This window comes from Roseovarius sp., from assembly GCF_030373445.1.
Classification (GTDB): domain Bacteria; phylum Pseudomonadota; class Alphaproteobacteria; order Rhodobacterales; family Rhodobacteraceae; genus Roseovarius.
The window spans coordinates 439,465-459,240 of sequence record NZ_JAUCYU010000002.1; the positions used below are offsets into that span (position 1 = coordinate 439,465).

Annotated in this window: 24 protein-coding genes; all 24 read left to right on the forward strand. The window is 64.6% G+C overall.

Annotated elements, in window-relative coordinates; genetic code table 11:
* Window positions 1–69: 69 nt before the first annotated feature.
* The 24 genes from QUV18_RS05695 to nuoN all read left to right on the forward strand — a co-directional run bounded on the left by QUV18_RS05695 (window position 70) and on the right by nuoN (window position 19,767).
* On the forward strand, window positions 70–1,290 hold the full coding sequence (locus QUV18_RS05695) for an NADH-quinone oxidoreductase subunit D (RefSeq protein ID WP_300892664.1): 1,221 nt from the start codon (window positions 70–72) through the stop codon (window positions 1,288–1,290).
* Window positions 1,291–1,338: 48 nt separating this feature from the next.
* Window positions 1,339–1,623 (forward strand): hypothetical protein, encoded by a 285-nt coding sequence (locus tag QUV18_RS05700; protein WP_300892463.1) that lies wholly within the window; start codon window positions 1,339–1,341, stop codon window positions 1,621–1,623.
* 2 nt (window positions 1,624–1,625) lie between these two features.
* Window positions 1,626–2,897 carry an NADH-quinone oxidoreductase subunit E gene (locus tag QUV18_RS05705; protein ID WP_300892464.1) on the forward strand — a complete coding sequence of 424 codons (1,272 nt, stop codon included), beginning with the start codon at window positions 1,626–1,628 and terminating at the stop codon, window positions 2,895–2,897.
* Between the two features lie 34 nt (window positions 2,898–2,931).
* On the forward strand, window positions 2,932–3,507 hold the full coding sequence (locus QUV18_RS05710; RefSeq protein WP_300892465.1) for an NADH:ubiquinone oxidoreductase: 576 nt from the start codon (window positions 2,932–2,934) through the stop codon (window positions 3,505–3,507).
* 39 nt (window positions 3,508–3,546) lie between these two features.
* Window positions 3,547–4,197 (forward strand): NADH:ubiquinone oxidoreductase, encoded by a 651-nt coding sequence (locus QUV18_RS05715; protein ID WP_300892466.1) that lies wholly within the window; start codon window positions 3,547–3,549, stop codon window positions 4,195–4,197.
* Window positions 4,198–4,210: 13 nt separating this feature from the next.
* Window positions 4,211–4,429, forward strand: coding sequence for a DUF5337 family protein (locus QUV18_RS05720; protein ID WP_300892467.1), 219 nt, complete (start codon window positions 4,211–4,213; stop codon window positions 4,427–4,429).
* Window positions 4,430–4,433: 4 nt separating this feature from the next.
* Window positions 4,434–5,729 carry an NADH-quinone oxidoreductase subunit NuoF gene (gene nuoF / locus QUV18_RS05725; RefSeq protein WP_300892468.1) on the forward strand — a complete coding sequence of 432 codons (1,296 nt, stop codon included), beginning with the start codon at window positions 4,434–4,436 and terminating at the stop codon, window positions 5,727–5,729.
* Window positions 5,730–5,807: 78 nt separating this feature from the next.
* Window positions 5,808–6,515, forward strand: coding sequence for a class I SAM-dependent methyltransferase (locus QUV18_RS05730; RefSeq protein ID WP_300892469.1), 708 nt, complete (start codon window positions 5,808–5,810; stop codon window positions 6,513–6,515).
* Window positions 6,516–6,582: 67 nt separating this feature from the next.
* Entirely contained in the window at window positions 6,583–6,909 is a 327-nt protein-coding gene (locus QUV18_RS05735) for a hypothetical protein (protein ID WP_300892470.1), read from the forward strand.
* A gap of 18 nt (window positions 6,910–6,927) precedes the next feature.
* On the forward strand, window positions 6,928–7,353 hold the full coding sequence (locus tag QUV18_RS05740) for an MAPEG family protein (protein ID WP_300892471.1): 426 nt from the start codon (window positions 6,928–6,930) through the stop codon (window positions 7,351–7,353).
* Window positions 7,346–7,711, forward strand: a complete 366-nt coding sequence (locus QUV18_RS05745) for a hypothetical protein (RefSeq protein ID WP_300892472.1) — start codon at window positions 7,346–7,348, stop codon at window positions 7,709–7,711. The genes QUV18_RS05740 and QUV18_RS05745 overlap by 8 nt, the downstream gene beginning before the upstream one ends.
* Before the next feature lie 124 nt (window positions 7,712–7,835).
* On the forward strand, window positions 7,836–8,243 hold the full coding sequence (locus QUV18_RS05750) for a DUF5333 domain-containing protein (protein ID WP_300892473.1): 408 nt from the start codon (window positions 7,836–7,838) through the stop codon (window positions 8,241–8,243).
* Between the two features lie 6 nt (window positions 8,244–8,249).
* On the forward strand, window positions 8,250–10,262 hold the full coding sequence (gene nuoG, locus QUV18_RS05755) for an NADH-quinone oxidoreductase subunit NuoG (protein WP_300892474.1): 2,013 nt from the start codon (window positions 8,250–8,252) through the stop codon (window positions 10,260–10,262).
* Window positions 10,262–10,666, forward strand: coding sequence for a hypothetical protein (locus QUV18_RS05760; RefSeq protein ID WP_300892476.1), 405 nt, complete (start codon window positions 10,262–10,264; stop codon window positions 10,664–10,666). The genes nuoG and QUV18_RS05760 overlap by 1 nt, the downstream gene beginning before the upstream one ends.
* A gap of 7 nt (window positions 10,667–10,673) precedes the next feature.
* Complete coding sequence (nuoH, locus tag QUV18_RS05765) at window positions 10,674–11,711, forward strand: NADH-quinone oxidoreductase subunit NuoH (protein WP_300892477.1); 1,038 nt, start codon at window positions 10,674–10,676, stop codon at window positions 11,709–11,711.
* Between the two features lie 3 nt (window positions 11,712–11,714).
* The gene (gene nuoI / locus QUV18_RS05770; protein ID WP_300892478.1) at window positions 11,715–12,209 is read left to right on the forward strand and encodes an NADH-quinone oxidoreductase subunit NuoI; all 495 of its coding nucleotides are present in this window, start codon (window positions 11,715–11,717) and stop codon (window positions 12,207–12,209) included.
* Window positions 12,206–12,706 carry a hypothetical protein gene (locus QUV18_RS05775; protein WP_300892479.1) on the forward strand — a complete coding sequence of 167 codons (501 nt, stop codon included), beginning with the start codon at window positions 12,206–12,208 and terminating at the stop codon, window positions 12,704–12,706. Before nuoI ends, QUV18_RS05775 begins: the two co-directional genes overlap by 4 nt.
* Window positions 12,703–13,116 (forward strand): carboxymuconolactone decarboxylase family protein, encoded by a 414-nt coding sequence (locus QUV18_RS05780; RefSeq protein ID WP_057816554.1) that lies wholly within the window; start codon window positions 12,703–12,705, stop codon window positions 13,114–13,116. Before QUV18_RS05775 ends, QUV18_RS05780 begins: the two co-directional genes overlap by 4 nt.
* Complete coding sequence (locus QUV18_RS05785; protein ID WP_300892480.1) at window positions 13,113–13,721, forward strand: NADH-quinone oxidoreductase subunit J; 609 nt, start codon at window positions 13,113–13,115, stop codon at window positions 13,719–13,721. The genes QUV18_RS05780 and QUV18_RS05785 overlap by 4 nt, the downstream gene beginning before the upstream one ends.
* Window positions 13,718–14,221 (forward strand): hypothetical protein, encoded by a 504-nt coding sequence (locus QUV18_RS05790; protein WP_300892481.1) that lies wholly within the window; start codon window positions 13,718–13,720, stop codon window positions 14,219–14,221. The genes QUV18_RS05785 and QUV18_RS05790 overlap by 4 nt, the downstream gene beginning before the upstream one ends.
* Before the next feature lie 68 nt (window positions 14,222–14,289).
* Window positions 14,290–14,595: an NADH-quinone oxidoreductase subunit NuoK gene (nuoK, locus tag QUV18_RS05795; RefSeq protein WP_268954300.1), complete on the forward strand. Its 306-nt coding sequence runs from the start codon at window positions 14,290–14,292 to the stop codon at window positions 14,593–14,595.
* A 4-nt stretch (window positions 14,596–14,599) separates the two neighbouring features.
* Window positions 14,600–16,774: an NADH-quinone oxidoreductase subunit L gene (gene nuoL / locus QUV18_RS05800; protein ID WP_300892482.1), complete on the forward strand. Its 2,175-nt coding sequence runs from the start codon at window positions 14,600–14,602 to the stop codon at window positions 16,772–16,774.
* Window positions 16,774–18,321, forward strand: a complete 1,548-nt coding sequence (locus QUV18_RS05805) for an NADH-quinone oxidoreductase subunit M (protein ID WP_300892483.1) — start codon at window positions 16,774–16,776, stop codon at window positions 18,319–18,321. Before nuoL ends, QUV18_RS05805 begins: the two co-directional genes overlap by 1 nt.
* A 9-nt stretch (window positions 18,322–18,330) precedes the next feature.
* The gene (gene nuoN / locus QUV18_RS05810) at window positions 18,331–19,767 is read left to right on the forward strand and encodes an NADH-quinone oxidoreductase subunit NuoN (RefSeq protein ID WP_300892484.1); all 1,437 of its coding nucleotides are present in this window, start codon (window positions 18,331–18,333) and stop codon (window positions 19,765–19,767) included.
* The last annotated feature ends 9 nt before the right edge of the window (window positions 19,768–19,776 follow it).

Genomic DNA, 19,776 nt, shown 5'->3' on the forward strand with positions numbered 1-19,776 from the left:
GGTCATCGGCGTGCCGGCATTTGTCGGCTATGTCATCTACAAACGCTTTCGCAAGGGAGGTCCGCGATGATGGACGGCTCCAAGGGATTTGAAGACGCCCAGACGGGCGAGCAGAAAATCCGCAATTTCAACATCAACTTCGGCCCGCAACACCCTGCGGCGCACGGGGTTTTGCGGCTGGTCCTGGAACTTGACGGCGAGATCGTCGAGCGCTGCGACCCGCATATCGGGCTGCTTCACCGCGGCACCGAGAAGCTGATGGAAAGCCGGACCTACCTGCAGAACCTGCCGTATTTCGACCGGCTCGATTACGTGGCGCCGATGAACCAGGAGCACGCGTGGTGCCTGGCCATCGAGAAGCTGTGCAAGGTCGAGGTGCCGCGCCGGGCGCAGTTGATCCGGGTGCTCTATTCCGAGATCGGGCGTATCCTGAACCACCTGCTGAACGTGACGACGCAGGCGATGGACGTGGGCGCGCTGACCCCGCCTCTGTGGGGGTTCGAGGAGCGCGAGAAGCTGATGGTGTTCTACGAGCGGGCCTGTGGCGCGCGGCTTCACGCCGCGTATTTCCGCCCCGGCGGCGTGCACCAGGACCTGCCGGACGAGCTGCTCGACGATATCGAGACCTGGGCGAACGAGTTTCCGAAGGTGCTGGGCGATCTCGACGGTCTGCTGACGGAAAACCGCATATTCAAGCAGCGCAACGCCGATATCGGCGTGGTGACCGAGAAGGATATCCTCGACTGGGGCTTCTCGGGCGTGATGGTGCGCGGGTCGGGCCTGGCCTGGGACCTGCGGCGGGCGCAGCCCTATGAATGCTATGACGAGATGGAGTTCCAGATCCCCGTCGGTAAGAACGGCGACTGCTACGACCGCTACCTCTGCCGGATGGAGGAAATGCGGCAGTCGCTGAAGATCATGCACCAGTGCATCGAGAAGCTGCGGGCGCCTGAAGGGCGGGGCGACATCCTTGCGCGCGGCAAGCTGACGCCGCCGACGCGGGGCGACATGAAGACCTCGATGGAAGCGCTGATCCACCATTTCAAGCTGTATACCGAAGGGTTCCACGTGCCCGAGGGCGAGGTTTATGCCGCCGTCGAAGCGCCGAAGGGCGAGTTCGGCGTGTACCTCGTGGCGGACGGGTCGAACCGGCCGTACAGGGCAAAGCTGCGGGCGCCGGGGTTCCTGCACCTGCAGGCGATGGATTTCGTGGCCGGCGGGCACCAGCTTGCCGACGTGGCGGCGATCATCGGGACGATGGATGTCGTGTTCGGGGAAATCGACCGGTAGAACGCCGGCAAGGCTGCCGGGGACTGGCGGCGACAAGGGGGAACGATGATGGGAATTCGGAAGGTGATGGCGCTTGCGGGGCTGCCCCTTGGCCTGGCCGCCTGTGTCATGGCGCCGGAGGGCGTGAACGAGCAGATGATCGCGGATTACACGCTGGCGGCCTCCACGATCGGCTGCGAGCTGAAGCACGATTCCGATTACCTGCCGGTCGAGCTGCAGGCCGGGCTGACCCGGCAGCAAGCGCTTGATATCACATCCTACATGCTTGCCAACGACAAGGCCGTGAGCCTGCCTGACGGTGGCGTGAAACTGACTACGGGAGCCTGTGCCTGAGCATGCTGAGACGTCTTCACCACGAACAGCCAGAGAGCTTTGCGTTCACCGAGGCCAACCGGGCCTGGGCCGAGGCGCAGATCACCAAGTACCCGGAAGGGCGGCAGGCCAGTGCGGTCATCCCGCTTCTGTGGCGCGCGCAGGAGCAGGAAGGCTGGCTGTCGCGGCCGGCGATCGAGCACGTGGCCGAGATGCTGGACATGGCCTATATCCGCGCGCTGGAAGTGGCCAGTTTCTACTTCATGTTCCAGCTGCATCCCGTTGGTTCCGTTGCACATATCCAGATTTGCGGCACCACGTCCTGCATGATCTGCGGAGCGGAGGACCTGGTGGGCGTGTGCCGCGAGAAGATCGCGCCGAACGCGCATGAGGTGAGCGCCGATGGCAAGTTCAGCTGGGAAGAGGTGGAATGCCTGGGCGCCTGTGCCAACGCGCCGATGGCGCAGATCGGCAAGGATTACTACGAGGACCTGACGGCCGAGCGGTTAGGCGAAATGCTCGACGAGATGGCCGCCGGCAAGGTGCCGGTGCCGGGCCCGCAGAACGGGCGCTATGCGTCGGAGCCGGCGGCCGGGCTGACCAGCCTGAAGGAATTCGACAGCGGGCAGACCAAGTACAACGCCAGCGTGCAGCTTGCCACGGACCTGAACGACACGATCAAGCGGATCGACGGCACCGAGGTGCCGCTTCTGGCGCCGTGGCGAGAGAAGGGGGCGAACCACCGCCCGGCGGACCCGGCCGTGAAGGTGAAGGAGCCGCCGAAGCAGGAGGCCGCGAAGGACCAGCCCGTCGACAAGACGCCGCCCAAGGCCACCGCCGACGATACCGGCGTGACCAAGGCCGAGGCGCAGGCCAAGGAAAAGGGCAAGCCCGAGTCTGCCCGTGCGCCAGAGGACAAGCCGGGCAAGGCGGACGAACCGGCGGTGAAATCCAAGTCGAAGCCCAAGGCCAAGACCAAGGCCGCGCCGGCGGCGGATACAGGCGAGGGCAAGAAACCCGAACTGCTGTCCGAGGCGCGCGAGGGCGGGCCGGACGACCTGAAACACATCAAGGGCGTGGGGCCGAAGCTGGAACAGGCGCTGCACGATATGGGCGTGTTCCATTTCGACCAGATCGCCGCGTGGTCCGAGGAAGAGGTGGCCTGGGCCGATCAGAACCTTGTCGGGTTCAAGGGCCGGGTGAGCCGCGATGACTGGGTGAGCCAGGCGAAGATCCTGGCCGATGGAGGCTCGACCGAGTTCTCGGACCGGGCCAAGAAGGGCGACGTTTACTGACGCCTCCGCGCGGGGCGTCTGAGGAAAGGCTGTGATGTCACAGACGGCGAAACCGGAAACCTGCCTGTGGGCATGCTGGGGCGTTGGCGCGCTCTCCGGTGTCGTAGCGCTGTGGCTGGTGGTGTCGGCGTTCCCGGTGCTGGCGACGCTGATGTTCAGCGGCGGGCTGGCGGTGCTTGTGGCTATTTCGGTGTCGCGGATGTTTTGCGGCCCGGCAGTGGCGCGCAAGGGGACGGCGCCGGTCGTAGGGCCGGTGGGCGAGCGTGGTGTTGGCGATGAGGCGGTCGCGACCCCGGCGGCCGTGACCGGGCCGGCGGACGCACGGCCGGTGGCACTGGACAGGGCAAGGGGCGATACGCCGGACGACCTGACGAAGATCAAGGGGATCGGGCCGAAGCTTGCCGGCTTGTGCCACGATCTCGGCATCTACCATTTTGACCAGATCGCCGCCTGGGGCCCGGCGGAGGTGGCGTGGATGGACGCGCATCTCGAGGGGTTCAAGGGCCGGGTGACCCGCGATGACTGGGTGAGCCAGGCCAAAACCTTGTGTGATCACGCAAAGACGGATGGGTCAAAGCGTGATAAGACTGCGACAGGCGGTGCCGCATGACGGACCGCGCGATGCAGACCGGCACAGGGGGAACGTGAGATGGCGGATGCGACTTCGGGGATGAGCTGCCCGGCGAAATGCTGGCTTACGGCGGCAGGGGTCGCGGTGCTGACCTTCGTGCTGCTGGTGGGTTTCGACGATGTCGGGCTGTTGTGGCCGTTGGTGCTGAGCGTGGTGATCTTCGTGGCGCTTGGGTTGGCATTCCGGTTCCTGCTGTGCGGTGAGCCCGCGACCTCGGATGCGCCGAAGGCCACGAATGCGGCGGCGGCCCCGGCCAATGCGGCCCCGGCGGCTGAGCCTGCGCCGACCCCCGCACCGGCGACGGAGCCGGCGCCTGCAAGCCCGGCCACGGCGGCGGAACCTGAGGCCGAGGTGACGGATGCGCCGGCGACAGATGGCGAGGGTGCCAAGCCCGAGGGCCTGTCGGCGCCGCGCGAAGGCAAGCCGGACGACCTCAAGCAGATCAAGGGCGTGGGGCCGAAGCTGGAGACGATGTTGAACGAGATGGGGTTCTACCATTTCGACCAGATCGCCGGGTGGGGCCCGGCCGAGGTGGCGTGGGTCGACGAGAACCTGCAGGGCTTCAAGGGCCGCGTGACCCGCGACGACTGGGTGAGCCAGGCAAAGACGCTTGCCTCGGGGGGCGAGACCGCCTTTTCGAAGCGGGTCGAAGACGGTGATGTGTACTGAATGAGCGAGAGGCATGAGCAAACCCGACACAGCCGCCCGCAAGGGGCGCCAGGCAGCGCTGGTCATCGCCGGAACGGCGGTGTTCTGGATCCTGGCCACCCTGATCGGAGACAAGGAAGGCTTCAGCCAGCGGCTGCGGCTTCTCTTCGATCTGCTGGCGCTGGCGGGGTTCGTCTTTGCCTTCTGGCTGATCTTTCAATACTGGCGGGCACGCCAGGACAATCAGGGGTAGCGGCATGCTAAAGGACCAGGACCGTATCTTTACCAATCTCTACGGGATGCACGACCGCACGCTGAAAGGTGCGCAGGCGCGGGGCCACTGGGACGGCACGAAGAAGCTGATCGAGATGGGCCGGGCCGAGATCGTCGACCAGATGAAGGCGAGCGGGCTGCGCGGCCGGGGCGGGGCAGGGTTCCCGACCGGGCTGAAATGGTCGTTCATGCCGAAGGAAAGCGACGGGCGGCCGGCGTATCTTGTCGTGAACGCCGACGAGTCGGAGCCGGGCACCTGCAAGGACCGCGAGATCATGCGGCACGATCCGCATACGCTGATCGAAGGCTGCCTGATCGCGAGCTTCGCGATGGGGGCGCATGCCAGCTATATCTATATCCGCGGTGAATACATCCGCGAGCGCGAGGCGCTGCAGATGGCCATCGACGAGGCCTATGACGCGGGGCTGATCGGCAAGAACGCCTGTGGTTCGGGCTGGGATTTCGACCTGTACCTGGTGCACGGGGCCGGGGCGTATATCTGTGGCGAGGAGACCGCGCTTCTGGAAAGCCTGGAAGGCAAGAAGGGGATGCCGCGGATGAAGCCGCCATTCCCCGCGGGGGCCGGCCTTTATGGCTGCCCGACGACGGTGAACAACGTCGAGTCGATTGCCGTCGTGCCGACCATCCTGCGGCGCGGTGCCGACTGGTTCGCGAGCTTCGGGCGGGCGAACAATGCGGGCACCAAGGTTTATGCCATCTCGGGGCACGTGAATAACCCCTGCGTGGTGGAAGACGCGATGTCGATCTCCTTCGAGGAGCTGATCGAGACCCATTGCGGCGGCATTCGCGGCGGGTGGGGCAACCTCAAGGCGGTGATCCCCGGCGGCTCGTCCGTGCCCTGCGTGCGCGGCGAGAAGATGAAGGACGCGATCATGGATTTCGACGCGCTGCGCGAGGTGGGCTCGAGCCTCGGCACCGCGGCGGTGATCGTGATGGACAACTCGACCGACATCATCAAGGCGATCTGGCGGCTGTCGAAGTTCTACAAGCACGAAAGCTGTGGCCAGTGCACGCCTTGCCGGGAAGGCACAGGCTGGATGATGCGGGTGATGGACAGGCTGGTGCGTGGCGAGGCCGAGGTCGAGGAGATCGACATGCTGTTCGACGTGACCAAGCAGGTCGAGGGTCACACGATCTGTGCCCTGGGCGATGCGGCGGCCTGGCCGATCCAGGGTCTGATCCGCAACTTCCGGGACGAGATCGAGGACCGGATCAAGGCGCAAAAGACCGGCCGGGTCAGCGCTGTCGCGGCGGAGTGATCGGATCATGCGCGCCCTTCCTTCATATCCCTGCCCGGCAGGGCCGGTGACCGCGCCCGCGCGGGGGAAGGGGGCGTCGTGATCAAGAAGTACCGTTTCACCGGGGATGACGTGGTCGCGGATATCCGCGAGAAATACGATTATGACGGCGACCTGGCCGAGATCTATGCCACGACGCAGGATTACGTGGTGCACAAATGGCACCATTACATCCCGATCTACGACCGGTATTTCGGCAAGTACCGGGGCAAAAAGGTCAGGTTCCTCGAGATCGGGGTCGACAAGGGCGGCAGCCTGCAGATGTGGCGGCGCTTCCTTGGCGAGGATGCGGTGCTGTTCGGTGTGGACATCAAGAAGAGCTGCCAGGAATTCGACGGCGTGGCGGGTCAGGTGAGGATCGGGTCGCAGGACGATCCGGACTTCCTGCATTCAGTGATCGACGAGATGGGCGGTGTCGACGTGGTGCTGGACGACGGCAGCCACCAGATGCCGCATATCGAGGCGTCGCTGCGCGCGGTCTACCCGAGGGTGGAAGTGGGCGGCACCTACATGATCGAGGACCTGCACGCGGCCTACTGGAAGGGGTTCGAGGGCGGCTATGACGCCGAGGCGAACTTCTTCAACACGGTCCGGCGGATCGTCGACGACATGCATGAACGCTATCACCACCAGGGGCTTCAGGTGCCCGAGCTCGAAGGCGCGGTAAGCGGGCTGCACGTGCATGATTCCATTGTGGTGATCGAAAAGGATGCGGTGCATCCCCCGACGCATTCGAAGGTGAACTGAGATGGCCGGCGGGAAGCAAGGGAACGACGCCGTGGCGATGTCACGCAGGGCCGGAAGAGGCGGCGGAATGAGACGCTGGGCGATGATGAGCGCGGCAGTGCTGGTGCCTGCAATGGCAGGGGCGGAGACGCTGCAGTCGGACAATCTCGAAGCCGAGCTTGCCCGGCGCCCGGTGACGATGACCTCGAAGGACGGTGACGTGATCCAGGGCCAGCAGGTCTACGTGACCATGCGCCGCCGCGACGGCCAGCCGATCGGGGCGGATAGTTTGCGCGGCCACGTGGGGTTCGCCGAGACGGCGGCCTGCAAGGGCGGGAAGGTGCTGGTTTCGCTGATCGTGGGCGTCGCCGCGGGAACAGGGAAGTACGAAGTCTTATGCGCCGGTGGAAGCTGAGGGGCCGGAATTGAACCGATGACGGATTTCGCGGAATACGGACATGCCCTTGTGGCGATCGTCGGACTGGCGCTGTTGCAGCTGGTGCTGGGACCCCTGTCCGCGATGCGCAAGACGAGGGCCGGGCTGGCGCCGGGGGCGCAGCCGCCGGCGGATTACGCGGATGGCGGCTATCGGTGGCACCGGGCCTATGGCAACCTGGTCGAGTCGATGCCGGCCTTTGTCGGGCTGGTACTGGCCGCGATCCTTGCCGGGGGCAGCCCGTTCTGGGTGAACCTGTTCGCGTCGGGTTTTCTGCTGTTGCGTATCCTTCTGGCGGTGGTGCATATCAACGGCATCGGAAAACCGGATATGGGGCTGCGGTCCTTCACCTATGTCGCGGGCTGGCTCATGTGCCTTGGCCTTGCGTATCTTGTTGTAAAGGCGGTGTTTCTCAATGGCTGAACGGATTTGGCACAAGGCGCCGGGGCGCATGGCGGTGGCATTGCTGCTGGTGGCGACGGTCGCCGTGGCAGGCTGCTCGAAGAAAAGCGAGCGGGTGTATTTCAACGGCAATTACTATCCGAGCAAGGCGCGGGCCGCCGACAAGGCCGATCGCAAGCGGTTCACCGTGTCGGTTCGACGGGCCGACCAGGGCCGGGCCGGGGCGCGCGAAGCCGGGCGGTATGGCGGCAAGCAATACTGCCTGAAGAACTTCGGCACGTCGGAGATTGCCTGGACCGTGGGGCCGGATGCGCCCGACGCGGTGCTGGCCCGGCAGAGCGGCCGGCTGACCTTTAGCGGGACATGTGTTCTTTGGTGAATTCGACTTTCATAACAGGGGCTTGGCGCGCGTGTTATTGCATATCACGCGGGGTGCAGCCCATCTGCGAAGCAGATGGGTGTGCCGCCGTGGCGCGCCCCCGTGTGAGTGAAAGGAAATCCACATGAAACGCATGACCGCCCTTGTCCTGAGCCTTGCCCTGTCGGCCGGTGCAGCCGGTGCCAGCGCCGCGACCGGCCTCGAGAACGAGCGCGACATCAATGACGGCCTGCTGGCGCTGGCCGTGGCCGACAAGATCCGCCGGGAGTGCAGCAGCATCGGCGGCAAGTTCTTCGAGGCGCAAAGCTATGCCAACGGTCTGAAATCGCTGGCCGCCGCGCGCGGCTACAGCGCGGCCCAGATCGACGCTTACATCAACGACGACGTCGAAAAGGAAAAGATGCGCCAGCGGCGCAACGCCTATTTCGAAGCCAGGGGGGCCAGCAATCTGGATGCCGAGAGCCTGTGCGTGCTCGGCCGGGCGGAAATGGCCCGGAAAAGCCGGATCGGCCAGTTACTGAGAGCAAAGTGAGAACGGATGTCTGATCTTCGCAAAATCATCATCGACGACCAGGAAGTCGAAGTCGACGGGGCGATGACCCTGATCCAGGCCTGTGAGCAGGCGGGGATCGAGATCCCCCGTTTCTGCTATCACGAGCGGCTTTCGATCGCGGGTAATTGCCGTATGTGCCTTGTCGAGGTGGTGGGCGGCCCGCCCAAGCCCGCGGCAAGCTGTGCCATGCAGGTGCGCGACCTGCGGCCCGGGCCGGAAGGTCAGCCGCCGGTGGTCAAGACGAACTCGCCCATGGTCAAGAAGGCGCGCGAGGGGGTGATGGAGTTCCTGCTCATCAACCACCCGCTCGATTGCCCGATCTGCGACCAGGGCGGGGAATGCGATTTGCAGGACCAGGCAATGGCTTACGGGGTGGACTTCAGCCGTTTCCGCGAGCCCAAGCGGGCGGTTGACGACCTCGATCTCGGGCCGCTCGTGGAAACCCACATGACGCGCTGCATCTCCTGCACGCGCTGTGTGCGGTTCACGACCGAGGTGGCGGGTATTCACCAGATGGGCCAGACCGGTCGGGGCGAGGATGCCGAGATCACCGCCTACCTGGGCGAGACGCTGGATTCGAACCTGCAGGGCAACATCATCGACCTGTGCCCGGTGGGCGCGCTGGTGTCCAAGCCTTACGCCTTTACCGCGCGTCCCTGGGAGCTGACCAAGACAGAGACCATCGACGTGATGGATGCGCTCGGGTCCAACATCCGGGTGGATACGAAGGGCCGCGAGGTGATGCGGATCCTGCCGCGGAACCATGACGGCGTGAACGAGGAATGGATCTCCGACAAGACGCGGTTTGTCTGGGACGGCCTGCGCCGGCAGCGGCTGGACCGGCCGTATATCCGCGAGGGCGGCAAGCTGAAGCCCGCGACGTGGCCCGAGGCGCTGGCCAAGACCGCCGAGGCGCTGAAAGGTGCCAAGAAGGTGGCCGGGCTGGTCGGTGACCTGGCGCCGGTCGAGGGCGCTTATGCGCTGAAGCAGCTGGTCGAGGGCCTTGGCGGGCAGGTGGAATGCCGCACCGACGGGGCGTATCTTCCCGCCGGCAACCGCTCGGCCTACGTCGGCAATGCCCGGGTCGAGGAGCTGGATACGGCGAAGACGGTCTACCTGATCGGCACCGATCCGGCCATCGAGGCGCCGGTGCTCAATGCCCGCATCCGCAAGGCGTGGCTCAACGGGGCCGAGGTGATCCATATCGGCCAGCCGACCGACCTGACCTATGACGCCACGCAGCTTGGTGCGCGGAACAAGTTCATGAACAGGGCGCTGGCCGAGGCCGAGGCGACCGAAGGCGCGATCGTCGTGGTGGGCCAGGGTGGCCTGCGGGGCGAGAACGGCCCGGCGGTGCTGAGCCTGTCGATGCGGCTGGCGGAAAAGCTGGGCGGCAAGATGCTGGTGCTGCACACCGCCGCGTCGCGCGTGGGTGCGATGGATGTTGGTGCGGTTTCCGATGGCGGCATCGAGGGCGCGCTGGACGGGGCCGACGTGGTCTACAACCTCGGCGCCGACGAGATCGAGATCGCCAGCGGCCCGTTCGTGATCTACCAGGGCAGCCACGGCGACCGTGGCGCGCATCGTGCCGACGTGATCCTGCCGGCGGCGGCCTACACGGAAGAGCAGGGGCTCTTCGTCAACACCGAGGGCCGGCCGCAACTGGCGCTGCGCGCGGGGCATCCGCCGGGAGAGGCGAAAGAGAACTGGGCCATCCTGCGGGCCCTGTCGGGCGAGATGGGCAGCGCGCTGCCCTTCGACAGCATCGCGCAGCTGCGCCGGGCCATGGTCGAGGCAGTTCCGCACCTGGCCTCGATCGATGCGGTGGCCGACAATGGCTGGACCCTGGTCGAGGAGGCGGAGCTTGGCGCCGGGCAGTTGCAGCCCGCGCTGCATGATTTCTACCTGACCAACCCGATCGCGAGGGCGAGCGCGCTGATGGCCGAGCTGTCGGCCGAGGCCAAGGCCCGCCGGACAGAGCCGGTGGCCGCCGAGTGATGCGGCGCGGCGCGCTGATATCTCCACTGGCGATTTCGGTGGCGACGGCCGTGTCGGGCTGCGACGCGGCCGATTCCGAACCGGAAGCGCCGTTCCGGCCGGACTACAGGGGAATCGAAACCCGCCTGCTGGACCGGGATCTCGTGAGTTTCCAGGTCGAAATGGCCGGCGCGCGGGACAGCACCGACCTTGACCGCTATGCCGAATGTGCCGCGGCGCAGTATACGCTGATCCGCGGCTTCGGATTCGCGCGACATGTGCGCACGAAAGTGGTCGAAGAGGGTGGCATCTGGCGCGGAGATGCGGTTTACACGATCTCGCCGACGATACCCGACGGGATCAAGAAAATAGACGCCGAAGTCGTCGCCGCCGATTGCGCGGAAAACGGAATACCGATGGTGTGAGGAGCTGATGGCTGAATTTCTGACAACCCCCTTGGGAATCGCGCTGATCATCACCGCGCAGTGCCTTGCCGTGGTCGGCTTCGTCATGATCTCGCTGCTTTTCCTCGTCTATGGCGACCGCAAGATCTGGGCCGCGGTGCAGATGCGGCGGGGGCCGAACGTGGTGGGCATCTACGGCCTGCTGCAGACGGTGGCCGACGCGCTGAAATACGTGGTCAAGGAAGTGGTCGTGCCTGCGGGGGCCGACAAGGCGGTGTTCATCATGGCGCCGCTGACCAGCTTCGTGCTGGCGGTGCTGGCCTGGGCGGTGATCCCGATGAACGAGGGCTGGGTGCTGTCGGATATCAACGTGGCGATCCTCTTCGTCTTCGCCGTTTCATCGCTCGAGGTGTACGGCGTGATCATGGGCGGCTGGGCGTCGAACTCGAAATATCCGTTCCTCGGCTCGCTGCGGTCGGCCGCTCAGATGATCTCCTACGAGGTGTCGATCGGCCTGATCATCGTGGGCGTGATCATCTCGACCGGGTCGATGAACTTCAGCGCCATCGTCGGCGCGCAGGACACGGCCTATGGCTTCTTCGGCTGGTACTGGCTGCCGCATTTCCCGATGGTGTTCCTGTTCTTCATCTCGGCCCTGGCCGAGACGAACCGCCCGCCCTTCGACCTGCCGGAAGCGGAATCGGAGCTGGTGGCGGGCTACCAGGTGGAATATTCGGCCACGCCCTTCCTGCTGTTCATGGCCGGTGAATACATCGCCATCTTCCTGATGTGCGCGCTGACGTCGCTGTTGTTCTTCGGCGGCTGGCTGTCGCCCATCCCGGGCCTGCCGGACGGGGTGTTCTGGATGATCGCGAAGATGGCGTTCTTCTTCTTCATCTTTGCCATGGTGAAGGCGATCACGCCGCGCTATCGCTACGACCAGCTGATGCGCATCGGCTGGAAGGTGTTCCTGCCCCTGTCTCTGGCATGGGTGGTGATCATCGCGTTCCTTGCGAAATTCGAAGTGCTCGGGGGCTTCTGGGCCCGCTGGGCGATTGGAGGCTGACAGATGACGCAGATCGATTATGGCCGGGCCGCCGGTTACTTTCTGCTGAAGGACGTGTTCAAGGGGTTCGGGCTTGGCCTGAAGTACTTCTTCGCGCCGAAAGCCACGGTGAACTACCCCCACGAGAAAGGGCCGCTTTCGCCGCGGTTCCGGGGGGAGCACGCGCTGCGCCGCTATCCCAACGGGGAAGAGCGCTGCATCGCCTGCAAGCTGTGCGAGGCGATCTGCCCGGCGCAGGCGATCACCATCGATGCCGAGCCGCGCGACGACGGCAGCCGCCGCACCACGCGCTATGACATCGACATGACCAAGTGCATCTATTGCGGCTTCTGCCAGGAGGCCTGCCCGGTGGATGCCATCGTCGAGGGGCCGAATTTCGAGTTCGCCACCGAGACGCGGGAAGAGCTGTATTACGACAAGGCCAAGCTGCTGGAGAACGGCGACCGATGGGAAGCCGAGATCGCCCGCAACCTGGAACTGGATGCGCCTTACCGATGAGCCCGCTGGCAAGGTCATATCATGCACTTTGTGTACTGGCCTTTGGCTTGGCCGCCTCGGCGGCTTCAGCTGCGTCCGAGGACGTGCCGGGCTGGAATGCCGAGCGCGCGGAGCTGTTCTCGAAAGTGTGCATGGGCTCTGCGCCGGGTTTTTCGGGAATGGAAAAAACGGCTCGCAGCCTTGGATTTCGCACGATCAATGGTAACCTGATGCACGAGCCGGAAGTCGCGGTAAGTTTGCAGAACACCGACTCCGGCTGTGCCTGCTACATGACGATGGGCGCCTATGACCCCACGGCTCTTGTTCAGGCAATCTTTCAGCGTTTGGTGAATGATTATCCGGACGCGTGGCGGCCTGAAAGCGAAAGTGGCCCTGTCAACGACACCCGTTTCGAGCGCGAGGGGGAGATGGTCCGCCTGGTTCTGACGCCCGCGAAACTGGATGGAAATGACTGGATCGCAGGCCGTGTTTATAGCTCGAACCGGTGCCCGGCATGACAGATATGAAGAACCCCTTCGAGGCCATGATGGCCCAGGCGCAGGAGATGGCGAAAGCCTTCAACCCGGCGCTTGAGTCGTTCTCGCCCAAGGGGTTCGAACAGCTCTGGCCGACCATGCCGAAGGAATTCATGGAAATGTCCTTCGGCAGGGGGTTGAACAAGGATGGGCTCGATGCCAAGACGCGGCTGCTGCTGACATTGGCGGGGCTGACCATGCTGGGCGCGCAGAGCGACACGCAGATCCGGATGACGGTGCGCCATGCGCTCGAGGCCGGGGCGACCAAGGACGAGATTGCCGAGACCATCGCGCAGATGTCCATGTTTGCCGGCATCCCGTCCATGACCCGGGCGATGGAGTTCGCCCGAGAGGTGCTGGACGAGGACAAGGAAGGGGATAAAGACCGATGACCGTAGCCGCGCTTTCCTTTTACCTGTTTGCCATATCGGCACTCGTGGGCGGGCTTTTCACCGTGATCAGCCGCAGCCCGGTGCACTCGGTGCTCTGGCTGATCCTGTCGTTCATCTCGGCGGCGGGGCTGTTCGTGCTGCTGGGGGCCGAGTTCGTGGCGATGCTGCTGATCATCGTCTACGTGGGTGCGGTGGCAGTGCTGTTCCTGTTCGTGGTGATGATGCTCGACGTGGATTTCGCCGAGTTGAAGGCCGAGATGGCGCGCTACATGCCGCTGGCGCTGCTGATCGGGGTGATCCTGCTGATGCAGTTCGGTCTGGCCTTCGGCAACTGGCAGATGGCCGAGGGGGCCGAGGCTGCCCGTGCCGTGGTGCCGCAGGAAGGTGTCGAGAACACCGCTGCGCTGGGGATGATCCTGTATGACAAGTACTTCCTGTTGTTCCAGCTGGCCGGGCTGATCCTGCTGGTGGCGATGATCGGGGCGATCGTGCTGACGCTGCGCCACCGGACGCATGTGAAGCGGCAGGACGTCCTGGCGCAGATGTATCGCGACCCGGCCAAGGCGATGGAGCTGAAGGACGTGAAGCCGGGGCAGGGGCTGTGAAAGCCGCGCGCGGCATAACGCTCGGCGCGGCCTGTGCCGTGTTGTTCGCCGGGGGTGCCGTGGCGCTGACCCCGCCGCCGCCCTGTGACCGGGAAGAGAACGGCATGATGACCCATGACGTCGAGTACCTGGGCGACGAGACCAGCGGCCAGACCATCGAGACCTACCTGAACAAGACCACCGCCGACGGCATCGTCGCCGGCGCGCCGGGACCGATCCCGCAGCTCGACAATTTCAACGGCGTCCGGGTGACCGATTGCCGGAGCGGGCATTTCGTGGCGATCCACGGCGTGGGCCAGCGCGAGGCCTATGCCGCGCTGACGGCGACCGAGTTCCTGCGCCCGCGGCTGAAGGCGGGCAAGGCGGTGCGGGTGCAGGACGTGCGCCGCGCGGCCGACGCGCTTTACGGCGGCGAGCATTACCTGCGGGTTCTGACCCTGCGGGAGACCGAGGAAACCTGTGGGTGCAACGCCCTTTACCCGGGGCTTTGGCAGAACTGAGACGAGGGGCCGCGCGCGCCCCGAGGTGACGGATATTTCGGCGGACAAGACCGAAGAGGGACGGACAAATGATAGGACTCGAACATTACCTGACGGTGGCTGCGGCCCTTTTCGTCATCGGCATCTTCGGGCTTTTCCTGAACAGGAAGAACGTGATCATTCTGCTAATGTCGATCGAGCTGATGCTCCTGTCGGTCAACATCAACCTCGTCGCCTTTTCCGCCCACCTGGGCGACCTGGTGGGGCAGGTCTTTACCCTCTTCGTGCTGACCGTGGCCGCCGCCGAGGCCGCCATCGGCCTGGCAATCCTGGTCTGCTTCTTCCGCAACCGCGGCACGATCGCGGTGGAAGACGTCAACGTGATGAAAGGCTGAGGCGATGGAAACGATCATTCTCTTCGCCCCGCTCGTGGGTGCCATCATCGCGGGTTTCGGCTGGAAGCTGATCGGGGACGCCGCCGCGCAGTGGGTGTCGACGGGGCTGCTGTTCCTCGCCTGCCTGCTGAGCTGGATCGTGTTCCTGGGCCATGACGGGCAGAGCCATTCGATCCACATTCTCGACTGGGTGCAGTCGGGCACGCTGGACACGGCATGGGCCATCCGGCTCGACCGGCTGACGGCGATCATGCTGATCGTGGTGACAACGGTGTCGGCGCTCGTGCACCTCTATTCGATGGGCTACATGGCCCATGACGAGAATTTCAACGACGAGACCGAGAGCTATCGGCCCCGGTTCTTTGCCTACCTGTCGCTGTTCACCTTCGCGATGCTGATGCTGGTGACGTCGGACAACCTCGCGCAGATGTTCTTTGGCTGGGAAGGGGTTGGCCTCGCGTCCTACCTGCTGATCGGGTTCTATTTCCGCAAGCCTTCCGCCAATGCCGCCGCGATCAAGGCCTTCGTGGTCAACCGGGTGGGGGATTTCGGCTTTGCGCTGGGGATCTTCGCGCTGTTCTACCTGACGGACTCGATCAAGTTCGACGACGTGTTTGCCGCGGCGCCGGAGCTGGCAGATACTCAACTGACCTTCCTCTGGACCGAGTGGAACGCGGCCAACCTGATCGCCTTCCTGCTGTTCGTGGGGGCGATGGGCAAGTCGGCGCAGTTCATCCTGCACACCTGGCTGCCGGACGCGATGGAAGGCCCGACGCCGGTGTCGGCGCTGATCCACGCCGCGACCATGGTCACGGCGGGGGTGTTCCTTGTCTGCCGGATGTCGCCGCTCTTCGAGTTCGCTCCGGAGGCGAAGATGATCGTGGTTGGCATCGGCGCCCTCACCGCCTTCTTCGCCGCGACGGTGGGCCTCGTGCAGAACGACATCAAGCGCGTGATCGCCTATTCGACCTGTTCGCAGCTGGGCTACATGTTCGTGGCGGCCGGTGTCGGCGTCTACTCGGTGGCGATGTTCCACCTGCTGACCCACGCCTTCTTCAAGGCGATGCTGTTCCTCGGGGCCGGTTCGGTTATCCACGGGATGCATCACGAGCAGGACATGCGGAACTATGGCGGCCTGCGGTCGAAAATGCCCTACACGTTCTGGGCGATGCTGATCGGGACGCTGGCGATCACCGGGGTGGGCATTCCGCTGACCCATATCGGCTTTGCCGGGTTCCTGTCGAAGGACGCGATCATCGAGAGCGCCTATGCGGGCACCGCCGGGGGCATCGCCTTCTGGGCGCTTGTCGTCGCGGCGCTGTTCACCAGCTTCTACAGTTGGCGGCTGATGTTCCTGACCTTCTTCGGCACGCCGCGGGGCGACAAGCATACGCATGAGCATGCCCATGAAAGCCCGCCCGTGATGCTGGTGCCGCTGGGGGTTCTGGCGCTTGGCGCGATCTTCTCGGGGATGGTGTGGTATGGCAGCTTCTTCGGCGACCATAACCAGGTGAACCGCTTCTTCGGCATTCCGGAGCATCATGCCGAGGCGGATGCCGGGCATGGCGAGGAAGAAGGCCACGGGGAAGACGCCGCGGCGGAGGAAAGCCACGGCGAAGAGACTGCCGTTGCCGACGAAAGTCATGCCGAAGAGGGCGCCGCCGAGGGTGAAGCAGAGGCGGGGGCAGAGGCAGAGGCCGGGTACGACGTGGCCCATGCCGGGCCGCCGCAGGGCGCGATCTACATGGGGGCCGACAACCACGTGATGGATGACGCGCACCATGCACCCACATGGGTGAAGGTCAGCCCGTTCATCTCGATGATCCTCGGCTTCCTGGTGGCGTTCTGGTTCTACATCGTGAACCCGGCCATGCCCAAGGCGCTGGCCGAGAGCCAGCGGCCGCTCTACCTGTTCCTGCTGAACAAGTGGTACGTGGACGAGATCTACGACTTCCTGTTCGTGAACCCCGCCAAGCGGCTGGCGCGCGTGCTGTGGCGCGGTGGCGACGGGCGGATCATCGACGGCTTCCTCAATGGCGTGGCGATGGGGATCATCCCGTTCTTCACCCGCCTCGCGGGCCGGGCGCAATCCGGCTACATCTTCACCTATGCCTTCGCCATGGTGCTGGGTATCGCGGTTCTGGTCACCTGGATGACCTTCACCGGAGGGGCTGAATAATGGATAACCTGCTTTCCATCACCACGTTCATCCCCGCCATCGCCGCGGCGATCCTGGCGATCTTCCTGCGGGGCGAGGATGCGGCGGCGCAGCGGAATGCCAAGTGGGTGGCGCTGATCGCGACCACGCTGACCTTCGTCGTGTCGGTCTTCATCCTCGTCGGCTTCGACCCGAACGACACCGGCTTCCAGTTCGTGGAAGAGCGGGAATGGCTGCTGGGCCTGAAGTACAAGATGGGCGTCGACGGGATCAGCGTGCTGTTCGTCATGTTGACCACCTTCATCATGCCGTTGACCATCGCCGCGTCGTGGAACGTGACGAGCCGGGTCAAGGAATACATGATCGCCTTCCTCGTGCTGGAAACGCTGATGCTGGGCGTGTTCATGGCGCTCGACCTCGTGCTGTTCTACCTGTTCTTCGAGGCGGGGCTTATCCCGATGTTCCTGATCATCGGCATCTGGGGTGGGAAAGAGCGGATCTACGCGTCGTTCAAGTTCTTCCTCTACACCTTCTTCGGCTCGGTGCTGATGCTGGTGGCGATGGTGGCGATGTTCGCGGAGGCGGGTACCACGGACATCCCGACGCTGATGACGCATGAATTCGCGTTCGAGAGCTTCTCGCTTCTGGGGATCCAGATCGTGGGGGGCATGCAGACGCTGATGTTCATCGCCTTCTTCGCCAGCTTCGCGGTGAAGATGCCGATGTGGCCGGTGCACACCTGGCTTCCGGATGCGCACGTGCAGGCGCCGACCGCCGGGTCGGTCGTGCTGGCGGCGATCCTGCTGAAGATGGGCGGATACGGCTTCCTGCGGTTCAGTCTGCCGATGTTCCCGGTGGGGGCCGAGGTGATGACGCCGCTGGTGCTGTGGATGTCTGCCATCGCCATCGTCTACACCTCGCTGGTGGCGCTGGCGCAGGAGGACATGAAGAAGCTGATCGCCTATTCCTCGGTCGCGCATATGGGCTATGTCACCATGGGCATCTTCGCGGCCAACCAGCAGGGGATCGACGGCGCAATCTTCCAGATGATCAGCCACGGCTTCATCTCGGGCGCGCTCTTCCTGATTGTCGGCGTGATCTATGACCGGATGCACACCCGCGACATCGACGCCTATGGCGGGCTGGTGAACCGCATGCCGGCCTATGCGCTGATCTTCATGCTGTTCACCATGGCCAATGTCGGCCTGCCGGGAACGAGCGGGTTCATCGGCGAATTCCTGACGCTGGTCGGGATCTTCCAGGTGAACACCTGGGTGGCGGCCGTGGCGACCTCGGGCGTGATCCTGTCGGCGGCCTATGCGCTGTGGCTCTATCGCCGCGTGGTGCTGGGCGAACTGGTGAAGGAAAGCCTCAAGTCGATCACCGACATGACCGGGCGCGAGCGGGCGATCTTTGCCCCGCTGGTGGTGATGACCCTGCTGCTGGGCGTCTACCCGAGCCTGGTGACCGATGTCACGGGCCCGGCAGTCGAGGCGCTGATCGGCAATTATGAAACGGCCTTGTCGGAGGCGGGCGCCGCCAATGACGTGGCGCAGGTGGCGGAATAACGGAGACCCATGATGCAGGCTGATCTAAATGTTATCCTGCCCGAGATCGTGATCTCGGTCTACGCGCTGGCCGCGCTGCTGCTGACGGCCTACACGGGCAAGGACAAGATGGCGGGCATGCTGACATGGCTGACCGCCGCGATCCTGGTGGCGATGGCGCTGTGGCTGAGCACGTCGGGCGTGGGCACGCGCACCGCCTTTGGCGGCATGTTCAACGACGACGCCTTTGCCCGCTTTGCCAAGGTCGTGACGCTGGTTTCGGCGGCGGCGGTGATGGTGATGGGCCAGGAATACATGGCCCGCCGGGGGCTGTTGCGGTTCGAGTATCCGCTGCTCATTGCACTGGCCGCGGTGGGCATGATGATGATGGTCAGCGCCGGTGACCTGATGGCGCTTTACATGGGGCTCGAGCTGCAGTCGCTGGCGCTTTACGTGGTGGCCTCGCTGCGTCGCGACAGCGTGAAATCGACAGAGGCCGGGCTGAAGTATTTCGTGCTGGGCGCGCTGTCGTCGGGCCTTTTGCTTTACGGCGCTTCGCTGACCTATGGCTATACCGGCACGACGCTCTTCTCGGGTATCATCGCCTCGGCCGAGGGGCAGGCGCCCATTGGCTTGCTGATCGGGATCGTCTTCGTGATCTCGGGGCTGGCCTTCAAGGTATCGGCCGTGCCGTTCCACATGTGGACGCCGGATGTCTACCAGGGCGCGCCGACGCCGATCACCGCCTTTTTCGCCACCGCGCCCAAGATGGCGGCGATGGGCCTGTTTGCCCGCGTGGTGCATGACGCGTACGGTGGCGTGGTGCAGGACTGGCAGCAGGTGGTCGCGGTTCTGTCGCTCCTGTCGATGTTCCTTGGCGGCGTGGCGGCCATCGGGCAGCGCGACATCAAGCGGCTGATGGCCTATTCCTCGATCGCGCATATGGGCTATGCGCTGATGGGGCTGGCGGCCGGCACGGTGTTCGGCGTGCAGGCGATGCTGATCTACATGGTGATCTACATCACCATGAACGTGGGCACCTTCGCCTTCATCCTGTCGATGGAGCGTGACGGCCAGCCGGTGACGGATATCGTGAGCCTCAACATGTATTCCAAGGCCCATCCGGGCCGGGCGTTGGCGATGCTGATCCTGCTCTTCAGCCTGGCGGGTGTGCCGCCGCTCCTGGGCTTCTTCGGCAAGCTTTACGTGCTGCGGGCGGCCTATGAGGGCGGGCTGGTGTGGCTGGCGGTGGCGGGCGTGATCGCCTCGGTCATCGGGGCGTTCTATTACCTTCGGATCGTCTATTACATGTATTTCGGCGAGGACCAGGAGCCACTGGAAACCGGCAAGTCGCCGGTGCAGTGGGGCTTCCTCATGGCGTCGGCCGCGCTCATGCTGCTGGGTATCGTCAACATGTTCGGTATCGAGGGCATGGCACAGGCGGCGGCGACGACCCTTGTCAACTGACCTGATGAC

Bases quoted from the DNA above. Each gene is read 5' to 3' on its own strand.
- QUV18_RS05775 (WP_300892479.1), top strand. From the start codon at position 12,206: ATGAGCCCGCTGGCAAGGTCATATCATGCACTTTGTGTACTGGCCTTT.
- QUV18_RS05805 (WP_300892483.1), top strand. From the start codon at position 16,774: ATGGATAACCTGCTTTCCATCACCACGTTCATCCCCGCCATCGCCGCG.
- QUV18_RS05745 (WP_300892472.1), top strand. From the start codon at position 7,346: ATGGCTGAACGGATTTGGCACAAGGCGCCGGGGCGCATGGCGGTGGCA.
- nuoK (WP_268954300.1), top strand. From the start codon at position 14,290: ATGATAGGACTCGAACATTACCTGACGGTGGCTGCGGCCCTTTTCGTC.
- nuoH (WP_300892477.1), top strand. From the start codon at position 10,674: ATGGCTGAATTTCTGACAACCCCCTTGGGAATCGCGCTGATCATCACC.
- QUV18_RS05705 (WP_300892464.1), top strand. From the start codon at position 1,626: ATGCTGAGACGTCTTCACCACGAACAGCCAGAGAGCTTTGCGTTCACC.
- QUV18_RS05735 (WP_300892470.1), top strand. From the start codon at position 6,583: ATGAGACGCTGGGCGATGATGAGCGCGGCAGTGCTGGTGCCTGCAATG.
- nuoI (WP_300892478.1), top strand. From the start codon at position 11,715: ATGACGCAGATCGATTATGGCCGGGCCGCCGGTTACTTTCTGCTGAAG.
- QUV18_RS05710 (WP_300892465.1), top strand. From the start codon at position 2,932: ATGTCACAGACGGCGAAACCGGAAACCTGCCTGTGGGCATGCTGGGGC.
- QUV18_RS05760 (WP_300892476.1), top strand. From the start codon at position 10,262: ATGCGGCGCGGCGCGCTGATATCTCCACTGGCGATTTCGGTGGCGACG.
- QUV18_RS05740 (WP_300892471.1), top strand. From the start codon at position 6,928: ATGACGGATTTCGCGGAATACGGACATGCCCTTGTGGCGATCGTCGGA.
- QUV18_RS05750 (WP_300892473.1), top strand. From the start codon at position 7,836: ATGAAACGCATGACCGCCCTTGTCCTGAGCCTTGCCCTGTCGGCCGGT.
- QUV18_RS05715 (WP_300892466.1), top strand. From the start codon at position 3,547: ATGGCGGATGCGACTTCGGGGATGAGCTGCCCGGCGAAATGCTGGCTT.
- nuoN (WP_300892484.1), top strand. From the start codon at position 18,331: ATGATGCAGGCTGATCTAAATGTTATCCTGCCCGAGATCGTGATCTCG.
- QUV18_RS05695 (WP_300892664.1), top strand. From the start codon at position 70: ATGGACGGCTCCAAGGGATTTGAAGACGCCCAGACGGGCGAGCAGAAA.
- QUV18_RS05785 (WP_300892480.1), top strand. From the start codon at position 13,113: ATGACCGTAGCCGCGCTTTCCTTTTACCTGTTTGCCATATCGGCACTC.
- nuoG (WP_300892474.1), top strand. From the start codon at position 8,250: ATGTCTGATCTTCGCAAAATCATCATCGACGACCAGGAAGTCGAAGTC.
- QUV18_RS05720 (WP_300892467.1), top strand. From the start codon at position 4,211: ATGAGCAAACCCGACACAGCCGCCCGCAAGGGGCGCCAGGCAGCGCTG.
- nuoL (WP_300892482.1), top strand. From the start codon at position 14,600: ATGGAAACGATCATTCTCTTCGCCCCGCTCGTGGGTGCCATCATCGCG.
- QUV18_RS05780 (WP_057816554.1), top strand. From the start codon at position 12,703: ATGACAGATATGAAGAACCCCTTCGAGGCCATGATGGCCCAGGCGCAG.
- QUV18_RS05700 (WP_300892463.1), top strand. From the start codon at position 1,339: ATGGGAATTCGGAAGGTGATGGCGCTTGCGGGGCTGCCCCTTGGCCTG.
- nuoF (WP_300892468.1), top strand. From the start codon at position 4,434: ATGCTAAAGGACCAGGACCGTATCTTTACCAATCTCTACGGGATGCAC.